Here is a 10,831-nt window from a genome sequence, read left to right as displayed (position 1 = left end):
TCGCTTCGCGATGTCGCTGCGCTCCACCCTTGACAGACCGCCCCGCCACGAAAAGCCGAAGACTGCCGGGAACCCCCCAAAGGAACGGGACGGACCGGAGATGGACATGCGGCCGTGTCAGGGACCCTTCGGGGTCGTCGGGACACGGCAGACCACACATCCGGCCCCCCTCACCGTCAATCGGCGCCACCCCACGCATCAGATCGCTACGCGCTCCTCCCGTCTCAGCGTCTGACGACCGCCTGGGGCCGCTACCTGCACGAAATGCCCATCAGGAAGGCATCCGGGGTGGATCGGCGCGTCAGATCGCTACGCGCTTCTCTTTTCTCGGCGGCTTGCCGGCGTCTTGGGCCGGTCATAGGAAATGCCTTACGGCTGGGGCTCATTGGTCGGCGGTTTCCAGGGCGTCGAGTGCTATGGCCCACGGATACGGTCGCTTTTCGCCGGGAGGGTTCGGCTGGAAGCCTTCCTCTCCGAAGAGGACGTTCACGCCGGCGGTCCGCAGTGTTTCCAGTGAGAGGGGGAGCTGGGGGTGTTGGGCGTAGGCGGCGTTGACGCACGGCATGAGAGTCAGGGGGATGTTTTTGCCGAGGGCTTCGGCGACGAAGCCGACGACGAAGCTGTCGGTGATGCCCAGGGCCCAGCGGTTGATCGTGTTCGTGGTGGCCGGGGCCACGAGGACGGCGTCGGCGGGCGGCCAGACGTCGGGCTGGCCGGGGCGCTTGTAGCGGTGACGGACGGGATGGCCGGTGAGCGCCTCCAGCCCGGCGAGGCTCTCCTCCAGCCATTCGGCGGCCGCCGGGGTGAGGCCGAGGCAGACGTCCCAGCCTCGTGCCTGGGCCTCCTCGATCACGTGGGCCACGTCGAACACGGGCGGCGCTGCCGAGCAGAACAGGTAGAGCGTCCTCGTCGTCATGGCGCCGAGCCTATGCAACCCCGCTTCGGGGGAGTCAGGGGCAGTTCCGGACCTGGAGTGCCACGTGGGTGGGTAGCGTCCGGGTGACGAGTCCAGGACGGAGACCGGTATGCCTCGACCTGACGATGACCACACGGGCGCGCGGATCCGCGAGCAGCGCCGCCTCGCACGGTTGACCCAGCGCGAACTCTCCGACCGCATCCCGTACAGCCTCAGCCTGTTGAACCAGGTGGAATGCGGCGCGCGTCCGGCCAGTGCAGGCCTGGTGAAGGCGGTGGCGGAGGCCCTCAAGGTGGATGCGTCGAGACTGACCGGGCCCGTGTCCGTGGCGTCCCTCTCCCCGGACCGGCTGGCCGCCTTGGTGGTCCCCATCCGGGAGGCCCTGGACGCCTACGACCTCGGTCCCCATCCGCAGCTCACCGGAGTCCGGCCGGCATCCGTACTGATCGAGGCGGCGGATGAGGCCTGTCGGCAGGTGCGGGCAACGCACTTGCGGGCAGCGGCCAAGGCGCTGCCCGCACTGATCGTGGAGCTGACGCACACCGCGTCGACGGCCCCGACCACTACGGTGTGGCAGGCGCTGGCCTCGGCCTACCGGACCGCCCACGACGTGGCGCTGAAGCTGGGCTATCCGGATCTGTCCCGTGTGGCACTGGATCGGATGGGCTGGGCGGCGGATCGGGCATCAGACCCCTGTATCGGAGCGGTGCAGCTGTACAAGCGGGCCATCCTGGTGCGCAATTCCACGAGCCTGCGGCTGATCGAGTCCGGGCACGGTCTCCTGAGGGGAGGGACGAGCCGGGAGTCGCTGGCCGTGGCCGGCCAGCTCCACCTCGGCGCGGCGACCGTCGCGGCGCGTGCCGGTATCCCTTCGGCCGTGGAGACGCACATTGCTGCGGCCCGTGAGCTCGCCGACCAGGTCGGCGGAGAAGCCGGCGAAGTGCACTGGCTGTCGTTCGGCCAGGTCAACGTCGCACTCCATGACCTCGGAGCGGCCATCACCATGCGCGACCACGACGGAGCGCTCGTCCAGGCCCGCGCCCTGAAGATGCCGCCGTCGGCACTGACGTCGCGTCGGGCCCGGTACATGGTGGACCGTGCGCTCGTGGAAATGGAGACGGGCCATGTGGACGCGTCGCTGACGTACCTGGTCCGTGCGCGGCGAGCGGCACCGGAGCAGACGCGGCATCTGCCGGGCACCAGAGCGGCAGTCCGTGGCTTGGTGCACATCTCGCGCCGGCCCTCGGACACCTTGGGAAGCATGGCCCGCTGGGTAGGTCTGTAGCACTCACACATCTGTGAGCATTCCGGCCCACGAGCCCGGTCACCCTTGCCCTACCACCCGCTGACGACGGTAGGGAGCACCCCGTGAACAGCCGTACGAGCATGGCCGAATGGCTCGCAGCCAGCCACCCCGAACCTTGCCGTGTCTGGGCCGAGTGGACGGAACACGGCATCGCGGTCATCCCCGTCGGCCAGACCTTCGGAGCGGTCCGCATCCCCGACGCGGTAGTCCACGCGGCCGTGGAATCCACCCACCCCGACGACATCGCCTTCGCCCTGTCCGAGCGCCTCGACGGCCCCGTCATCCACGACGGCCGAGGCCGTAACTTCTACCCCCTGATCCGCCCCGAGGACCGCCTGGACTGGCACACCACGGCCCCCGGAGTCGAACACCTCGCTCCCCGTACCCACCTCGGGGTCCCCGCGACGAACCGCTGCGAATACACCCGCGAGACCCCGATCTACTGGTCCGTCCCCGGGACCGAACCCTCACACTGCCGCTCGGCCTCCGTCGCCCTCCTCATCCGCGTCGGCATCGCCCGCCTCGACGAGGAAGCCGATAGCCGTTCGGAGTGAACGCCGACCGGCCGGGCCGACCTTTCATGCGGGCACCAGCCCCGGACGGCCGCAGGACGAGAAGCGCGTAGCGATCTGTCGCGCCGATCCACCCCGGATGCTTCCCTGATCGTCATTTCGTGCGGGTAGTGGCCCCAGACGGCCGCCGGACGCCGAGATGACGGGAGCGCGTAGCGATCTGTCGCGCCCACCGGCCCCGGATGCCTCCCTGATCGTCTTTTCGTGCAGGTACCGGCCCCAGACGGCCGCTGGACGCCGAAAAGAGAGAAGCGCGTAGCGATCTGATGCGTGGGATGGCACCGATCGCTGCTTGATGGGGCCGGATGCCTGGTCTGCCGGGCCCCGACCGCCCGGCTCATCGCTGATCCCGCCGCATGCCTGACCATGACCCGTGCCGTCCTTTTGGGGGTTTCCCGGCAGTCCTTGTCTTTCCGGTTCGGGCTGGTCTGTCAAAGGTGGCCGAAGGCCATCGCGCAGCGACGCGACGAAGGAGCGCCCTTGACAGGGCGGGCCGGACCGGAAGGACAGTGGGACTGACGGGAAAGCCCCAAGGCTTCTCTGAGACCGCCCAGGTCAGACCCCGACAGTCCCCCCGTCCCGGCCGGCTGATCCGCCACCGCCCCGCGGGCGCCCGTCCCCCACCCACCGGCCCGCACCCGGGGAGGCGGGTGGGCAGCCACCGCCCCGCCCCCGGCCCCTCGCGGGGGAGATGGCGCGCCCGCGCCACACCGCCCCCCGACCCCCGCCGCACCGTGCCACCCCCGCCCCGCCCCGCCCCCGCCCGGCGGGTGGGCAGCTGCCGACCGGCGCCCGGCGCCTCGCGGGGGTGAGGGTCCCGATCCGCCGTGCCTCGTACGAAATGACGATCCCGTGGCCCGTCGCGCGGACCTGGCGTGCGGAGTGGGGGCTGATTCGCGTACGGTTGACGGTCGCCCATGCACGTAAGAAGGGGGCCTTGGTGGCCGCGCAGAATGCCGCTGTCGACAGCACGGCGGATTCCGTCCGCGATCGGGAGATCGCGGTCGAGCAGACGCATCTCGATCAGGTGTACCGACGCCTTGAGGAGAAGATCCACGAGGCCGAGTTCCTCATGAACGACGCCGCCAAGCGCGGCCAGGTCGGGACGCCCGGCGCGCTCGCGGAGCGGGACGCGCAGGTGTTCCGGGCCGGGATCCACCTCAACCGGCTGAACAACGAGTTCGAGGACTTCCTCTTCGGGCGGATCGACCTCGTCCTCGGCAAGGACGGCGAACGCGGCCCCGACGGCGCCTACACCTCCGTCCAGCCCGCCGAGGACGCGATCCGGCCCGACCTCACCGCCGACATCGCCGAGACCCTGCACATCGGGCGGATCGGCGTGCTCGACAGCGACTACGCGCCGCTCGTGATCGACTGGCGCGCCCCTGCGGCCGCGCCGTTCTACCGTTCGACGCCCAAGGACCCCGGCCGGGTCATCCGCCGCCGGGTCATCCGCTCCAAGGGCCGCAAGGTGCTCGGCGTCGAGGACGACCTGATGCGTCCCGAGGTCACCGCCAGCCTCGACGGCCGCGAGCTGCCCGCCATCGGCGACGGCGCGCTGATGGCCGCCCTCGGGCGGGCCCGTACGCACACCATGCGCGACATCGTCTCCTCCATCCAGGCCGAGCAGGACCTGGTCATCCGCGCCCCCGCCGCCTCCGTCGCGGAGGTCGCGGGCGGGCCGGGCACCGGCAAGACCGCCGTCGCCCTGCACCGGGCCGCCTACCTCCTCTACCAGGACCGCCGCCGCTACTCCGGCGGCATCCTGATCGTCTCGCCGACCCCGCTGCTCGTCGCCTACACCGAGGGCGTGCTGCCCTCGCTCGGCGAGGAGGGCCAGGTCGCGATCCGGGCGCTCGGCTCCCTCGTCGACGGCGCGGAGGCGACCACGTACGACGAGCCCGCCGTGGCCCGGATCAAGGGCTCCTCCCGCATGCTCAAGGTGCTCCGCAAGGCGGTGCGCGGCGCCCTGGAGCTGGGCGACGCCCCCGAGCGGCTGCGCGTGGTGGCCTTCGGCCGCCGTGTCGAGCTGGAGGCCCCGGAGCTGAACCGGATCCGGCAGAACGTCCTGGGCGGCACCGCCCCCGTGAACCTGCTGCGCCCGCGCGCCCGCAAGCTGCTCCTCGACGCCCTGTACGCGAAGACCGGCGCGAACGGCCGGCACAGCGACCCGGAGCTGGCGGCCGAGCTGCGCGGCGCCTTCGACGAGGACATCTCCACCGAGGACGACTTCCTCGGCTTCCTGAACGCCTGGTGGCCGGAGCTCACCCCGCGCCGGGTGCTGGCCGCCATGGCCGACGAGCGGCGCCTGGGCCGCTGGTCGCGCCGGGAGCTGAACCCGCGCGAGACCCGCCAGCTGGCGCGTTCGCTGCGCCGGGTCGGCCCGGACGGCTCGGGTCCCCTCTCGGTGCACGACGTGGCGCTGCTGGACGAGCTGAACCAGCTCCTCGGCGCGCCCGCGCGGCCGAAGCGCAAGCGGGAGATGGACCCGCTGGACCAGCTCAGCGGGCTGGAGGAGCTGATGCCGACCCGGGAGGAGACCACCTGGGAGCGGGCGGAGCGGATCGCGGCGGAGCGCACCGAGTACGCGCACGTGATCGTGGACGAGGCGCAGGACCTGACGCCGATGCAGTGGCGGATGGTGGGCCGGCGGGGCCGTACGGGCACCTGGACGGTGGTCGGCGACCCGGCGCAGTCCTCGTGGACGGATCCCGAGGAGGCGGCGGCCGCGCGGGACGAGGCGCTGGGTTCCCGGCCGCGCAGGCGGTTCACGCTGACGGTGAACTACCGCAACCCGGCCGAGGTGGCCGAGGTGGCCGCGCGGGTGCTGCGGCTGGCGATGCCGGGGATGGAGCCGCCGACGGCGGTGCGCTCGACGGGCCTGGAGCCGCGCTTCACGACTGCCGGAGAGGACCTCGGGGCGGCGGTGCGGGAGGAGACGCGGCGGCTGCTGGAGCAGGTGGACGGCACGGTCGGCGTGGTCGTGGCCATGGACCGGCGGGCCGAGGCGGCGGGCTGGCTCGCCGACCTGGGCGAGCGGGCGGTGGCGCTGGGCAGCCTGGAGGCGAAGGGCCTGGAGTACGACGCCACGGTGGTGGTCTCCCCGGCGGAGATCGCGCAGGAGTCCCCGGCGGGCCTGCGGGTGCTGTACGTGGCGCTGACGCGCGCGACGCAGCAGCTGACGGTGGTGTCGGCGGAGGCCGACCGGCCGGACGGGGCGGGTGTGCCGGAGCTGCTGCGGCCATGAGCGTGACGGCGGTGTCCAACTCGCGGGAGGGGGGATCGCTTCCGGCGATCCTTTGTTAGCCTGGTTACGACACCGGCTCGATCCAAGCCCCCGGGCCCAACCTTCGTCGCTTAGAGCGACCACTTGCCGCGAGGCGAGCATGGCGGGTCGGTGTCTTAGTCTGGAACAGCAGGTCCGCGCCCTCCACCTGTGGGGGGCGCGGACCTGTTTTGTGTGTACCCACCATTCCAACACCCCAAGTTCTCTCGTATGGTGGAAGAGTTCTTCCGAAATTTGTAGCTGGTTACCTTGTACCGGCTGGTAGGTGGGACGATCGGACAACAGGTCCTGCCACACCTGCCGTGTGACGGGGCCCTGTGTGTACAGAAGAACCAGGGACAGAAGAGGAACACGGCCATGGCAACGGCGCCCAGCGTCTCGTATTCGATGACGGTCCGTCTGGAAGTGCCCGCGAGCGGTACCGCGGTCTCCCAGCTCACCACCGCCGTGGAGTCTTCCGGAGGCTCGGTCACCGGCCTCGACGTGACCGCGTCCGGCCACGAGAAGCTCCGTATCGACGTCACCATCGCCGCCACCTCGACCGCCCACGCGGACGAGATCGTCGAGAAGCTGCGCGGCATCGAGGGCGTCAGCCTCGGCAAGGTCTCCGACCGCACCTTCCTGATGCACCTCGGCGGCAAGATCGAGATGTCGTCCAAGCACCCCATCCGCAACCGTGACGACCTCTCGATGATCTACACCCCGGGCGTCGCCCGCGTGTGCACGGCCATCGCCGAGAACCCCGAGGACGCGCGCCGCCTGACCATCAAGCGCAACTCCGTCGCAGTCGTGACCGACGGCTCCGCCGTCCTGGGCCTGGGCAACATCGGCCCGATGGCCGCGCTGCCCGTCATGGAGGGCAAGGCGGCCCTCTTCAAGCGGTTCGCGGGCATCGACGCGTGGCCGATCTGCCTCGACACGCAGGACAGCGACGAGATCGTGGCCATCGTCAAGGCGATCGCCCCCGGCTTCGCGGGCATCAACCTGGAGGACATCTCCGCGCCCCGCTGCTTCGAGATCGAGGCCCGGCTGCGCGAGGCCCTCGACATCCCCGTCTTCCACGACGACCAGCACGGCACCGCCATCGTCGTCCTCGCCGCCCTCACCAACGCACTGCGCGTCGTGGGCAAGGCAGTTGAGGACGTCAAGGTCGTCATGTCGGGTGCCGGCGCCGCCGGTACGGCCATCCTCAAGCTGCTCCTCGCCGCCGGCGTGAAGAACGCCGTCAGCGCCGACATCCACGGCGTCGTGCACGCCGGCCGCCCCGACCTGGTCGACGCCGCGCCGGACTCGCCGCTGCGCTGGATCGCCGACAACACCAACCCCGAGGGCTACACCGGCACCCTCAAGGAGGCCGTGGTCGGCGCCGACGTCTTCATCGGCGTCTCCGCCCCCAACGTGCTCTCCGGCGAGGACGTCGCCGCCATGGCCGAGGGCGCCATCGTGTTCGCGCTCGCGAACCCGGACCCCGAGGTGGACCCGGCCGTCGCGCGCCAGACCGCCGCCGTCGTGGCCACCGGCCGCTCGGACTTCCCGAACCAGATCAACAACGTGCTGGTCTTCCCGGGCGTCTTCCGCGGCCTCCTGGACGCCCAGTCCCGGACCGTGAACACCGACATGATGCTGGCCGCCGCCACCGCCCTCGCCGACGTCGTCGGCCGGGACGAGCTGAACGCGAACTACATCATCCCGTCCGTCTTCAACGACAAGGTCGCGGGCGCCGTCGCCGGCGCCGTCCGCAAGGCGGCGCAGGCCGGTGCCGAGAAGGCCGCTGTGACGGGGCCCACGGCCTGATCCCGGCGCGTCGCGGGATGCGGGCCCGGCGGGCCGCCTCTAGGGTTGCGGGGATGCCCGCGCCTGGCGCGGCCCGCATCGGCATCGGAGCCTCGGGTGCGACGGAGCGTCACTGCGGCGTGACTGTGGCGCTTTTCGTGTGACCCTGGCGGGTGCCGGATTGGCTTTCCCGCCGCTGGTGGGGGCAGGATGCGTAACCGGGCGAGAGGGTCTGACGTTCAGACCCGGGTCCGGGGACTGTCCTAGGGCCCTGGCAGCATCGGCTTCGATCTCACGCCTCTAAGGCAAGTTGAACACGGGAGTACAACATGAACCGCAGTGAGCTGGTGGCCGCTCTGTCCGAGCGCGCCGAGGTGACCCGCAAGGACGCCGACGCCGTTCTGGCCGCGCTCGCCGAGACCGTCGGCGAGATCGTCGCCAAGGGCGACGAGAAGGTCACCATCCCCGGCTTCCTGACCTTCGAGCGCACCCACCGTGCCGCTCGCACCGCGCGCAACCCGCAGACCGGCGACCCCATCCAGATCCCGGCCGGCTACAGCGTGAAGGTCTCCGCGGGCTCCAAGCTCAAGGAAGCCGCCAAGGGCAAGTAGTACGCCCTTGTGCCGAGGGCCGCACAGGCCCTCGGGACGGCAGTAGTACGTAGAACGGCCGAGGGCGGCCACCCCGTGGGGTGGCCGCCCTCAGGCCTTTCCCGGGCCTTCCAGGCCCTCCCAGGGGCCTTGGGGGCCCCGGGAGGGGGAAGATCCGCAGGACGGTCGTCCCGGTTCGCCGGGACGACCGTCGGACGGTGGTCGTCAGACCAGGTCGCCGTTGGGGAGCTCGACCTTCGCGCCGAGCTCCTGGAGCTTCTCCATGAAGTTCTCGTAGCCGCGGTTGATCAGGTCGATGCCGTGGACGCGCGAGGTGCCCTCGGCCGCCAGCGCCGCGATCAGGTACGAGAAACCGCCGCGCAGGTCGGGGATGACCAGGTCGGCGCCCTGCAGCTTGGTGGGGCCGGAGACGACCGCCGAGTGCAGGAAGTTGCGCTGGCCGAAGCGGCAGGCGCTGCCGCCCAGGCACTCCCGGTACAGCTGGATGTGGGCGCCCATCTGGTTCAGCGCCGAGGTGAAGCCGAGGCGGGACTCGTAGACCGTCTCGTGGACGATCGACAGGCCGGAGGCCTGCGTCAGGGCCACGACCAGCGGCTGCTGCCAGTCGGTCTGGAAACCGGGGTGGACGTCCGTCTCCAGCGCGATGGCGTTGAGCGGGCCGCCCGGGTGCCAGAAGCGGATGCCCTCGTCGTCGATCTCGAAGGCGCCGCCGACCTTCCGGAAGGTGTTCAGGAAGGTCATCATCGAGCGCTGCTGCGCCCCGCGGACGTAGATGTTGCCGCCGGTCGCCAGGGCCGCGGAGGCCCAGGACGCCGCCTCCAGGCGGTCCGGGAGCGCCTTGTGGTTGTAGCCGCTCAGGCGGTCGACACCGGTGATCCGGATGGTCCGGTCGGTGTCCATCGAGATGATCGCGCCCATCTTCTGCAGCACGCAGATGAGGTCCTCGATCTCGGGCTCGACGGCGGCGTTGCTGAGCTCGGTCACGCCCTCGGCCAGTACGGCCGTCAGCAGGACCTGCTCGGTCGAGCCGACCGACGGGTAGGGCAGGCGGATCTTGCAGCCGCGAAGGCGCTGCGGGGCCTCCAGGTACTGGCCGCCCTCGCGCTTCTCGATGGTCGCGCCGAACTGGCGGAGCACGTCGAAGTGGAAGTCGATCGGCCGGCCGCCGATGTCGCAGCCGCCCAGGCCCGGGATGAAGGCGTGGCCGAGGCGGTGCAGCAGCGGGCCGCAGAAGAGGATCGGGATGCGGGAGGAACCCGCGTGCGCGTCGATGTCGGCGACGTTCGCGCTCTCGACGTGGGTGGGGTCGAGGACCAGCTCGCCCGGCTCCTCGCCGGGGCGCACGGTCACGCCGTGCAGCTGGAGCAGACCGCGCACGACCCGCACGTCACGGATGTCGGGAACATTGCGCAGCCGGCTCGGCTCGCTGCCGAGCAGGGCGGCCACCATGGCCTTCGGCACGAGGTTCTTCGCACCGCGGACACGGATCTCGCCCTCGAGCGGGGTTCCGCCGTGGACAAGCAGGACATCGTTGCCGGTCATGGATCTCGCGTTCCGGAGTGGATGGGCAGGGGACCAGGGGTAAGGGTAAGGGCCACCACCCCCATGTTCGTATGGGTGACGGGGCCGTAGGACTGTCATGAATTCGGTTCAGCACGTACGGTGTCCGCCAGGTAGCGGAGTGTTGCGTTCCGGCGTGTGGGGCGGCGCGCGCTCCCGTCTGCAGCCGTGCGCCCTGAGCTGCGCGTGATCCGATCCCGTCGCCCGCTCCCCCCGAAGGGCGAATGTGCGAGATCATGTGCCCATGACCGAGGTGTCCTCCCTCACAGGGCGGCTGCTCGTGGCCACCCCCGCCCTCGCGGATCCGAACTTCGACCGCGCGGTGGTGCTGCTGCTCGACCACGACGAGCAGGGCTCCCTGGGCGTGGTCCTCAACCGGCCCACCCCCGTGGACGTCCGCGACATCCTGCTGCCGTGGGCCCCCCTCGCGGGCGATCCGGGCGTGGTGTTCCAGGGCGGTCCGGTCGCCCTCGACTCGGCGCTGGGCGTGGCCGTGATACCGGGTGAGGAGGGCCCCCTCGGCTGGCGCCGGGTGCACGGGGCCATCGGCCTGGTCGACCTGGAGGCCCCGCCGGAACTGCTCGCGGCCGCCCTCGGGGGGCTGCGCATCTTCGCCGGGTACTCCGGCTGGGGGCCCGGCCAGCTGGAGGACGAGCTGGGGGACGGCGCCTGGTACGTCGTGGACTCCGAGCCCGGCGACGTCTCCTTCCCCGACCCCGAACGGCTGTGGCGGGCGGTGCTGCGCCGCCAGCGCAGCGAGCTCGCGATGGTCGCCACCTATCTGGACGACCCGTCGCTGAACTGACC

General features: G+C 71.1%; 8 protein-coding genes. 6 read left to right on the top strand and 2 right to left on the bottom strand.

The window, feature by feature from the left end; translation table 11 throughout:
• Positions 1-382 precede the first annotated feature (382 nt).
• Positions 383-916: a flavoprotein gene (locus ABT403_RS37650; RefSeq protein ID WP_344155499.1), complete on the bottom strand. Its 534-nt coding sequence runs from the start codon at positions 914-916 to the stop codon at positions 383-385.
• A gap of 109 nt (positions 917-1,025) precedes the next feature.
• On the opposite strand from ABT403_RS37650, the gene ABT403_RS37645 reads away from it, so the two are divergent.
• From ABT403_RS37645 to ABT403_RS37625, 5 genes are all read left to right on the top strand, one after another.
• Positions 1,026-2,201 carry a helix-turn-helix domain-containing protein gene (locus tag ABT403_RS37645; protein ID WP_344155496.1) on the top strand — a complete coding sequence of 392 codons (1,176 nt, stop codon included), beginning with the start codon at positions 1,026-1,028 and terminating at the stop codon, positions 2,199-2,201.
• Positions 2,202-2,284: 83 nt separating this feature from the next.
• A complete protein-coding gene (locus ABT403_RS37640; protein WP_344155493.1) occupies positions 2,285-2,776 on the top strand; it encodes a hypothetical protein in 492 nt (163 codons plus the stop codon).
• 958 nt (positions 2,777-3,734) lie between these two features.
• Positions 3,735-6,041, top strand: coding sequence for a HelD family protein (locus ABT403_RS37635; RefSeq protein WP_344155489.1), 2,307 nt, complete (start codon positions 3,735-3,737; stop codon positions 6,039-6,041).
• Between the two features lie 396 nt (positions 6,042-6,437).
• On the top strand, positions 6,438-7,874 hold the full coding sequence (locus tag ABT403_RS37630) for an NAD-dependent malic enzyme (RefSeq protein WP_042817021.1): 1,437 nt from the start codon (positions 6,438-6,440) through the stop codon (positions 7,872-7,874).
• A gap of 308 nt (positions 7,875-8,182) precedes the next feature.
• Complete coding sequence (locus ABT403_RS37625) at positions 8,183-8,464, top strand: HU family DNA-binding protein (protein ID WP_007264399.1); 282 nt, start codon at positions 8,183-8,185, stop codon at positions 8,462-8,464.
• 204 nt (positions 8,465-8,668) lie between these two features.
• Here the strand turns inward: ABT403_RS37625 and murA are convergent, their stop codons facing one another.
• Entirely contained in the window at positions 8,669-10,006 is a 1,338-nt protein-coding gene (gene murA / locus ABT403_RS37620; protein ID WP_344155484.1) for a UDP-N-acetylglucosamine 1-carboxyvinyltransferase, read from the bottom strand.
• Positions 10,007-10,268: 262 nt separating this feature from the next.
• Between murA and ABT403_RS37615 the strand changes: the two genes are divergently transcribed.
• Positions 10,269-10,829 carry a YqgE/AlgH family protein gene (locus ABT403_RS37615; RefSeq protein ID WP_045947037.1) on the top strand — a complete coding sequence of 187 codons (561 nt, stop codon included), beginning with the start codon at positions 10,269-10,271 and terminating at the stop codon, positions 10,827-10,829.
• The last annotated feature ends 2 nt before the right edge of the window (positions 10,830-10,831 follow it).

Source organism: Streptomyces sp. NPDC000075 (assembly GCF_040301925.1).
In the GTDB taxonomy this organism is placed as follows: domain Bacteria; phylum Actinomycetota; class Actinomycetes; order Streptomycetales; family Streptomycetaceae; genus Streptomyces; species Streptomyces polychromogenes.
Note: the sequence above shows the minus strand (reverse complement) of the source record. Positions and strands in the feature narration are given on the sequence as shown.

Coding starts and splice junctions, on each gene's coding strand:
- ABT403_RS37625 (WP_007264399.1), top strand. CDS start 8,183: ATGAACCGCAGTGAGCTGGTGGCCGCTCTGTCCGAGCGCGCCGAGGTG.
- murA (WP_344155484.1), bottom strand. CDS start 10,006: ATGACCGGCAACGATGTCCTGCTTGTCCACGGCGGAACCCCGCTCGAG.
- ABT403_RS37650 (WP_344155499.1), bottom strand. CDS start 916: ATGACGACGAGGACGCTCTACCTGTTCTGCTCGGCAGCGCCGCCCGTG.
- ABT403_RS37645 (WP_344155496.1), top strand. CDS start 1,026: ATGCCTCGACCTGACGATGACCACACGGGCGCGCGGATCCGCGAGCAG.
- ABT403_RS37615 (WP_045947037.1), top strand. CDS start 10,269: ATGACCGAGGTGTCCTCCCTCACAGGGCGGCTGCTCGTGGCCACCCCC.
- ABT403_RS37630 (WP_042817021.1), top strand. CDS start 6,438: ATGGCAACGGCGCCCAGCGTCTCGTATTCGATGACGGTCCGTCTGGAA.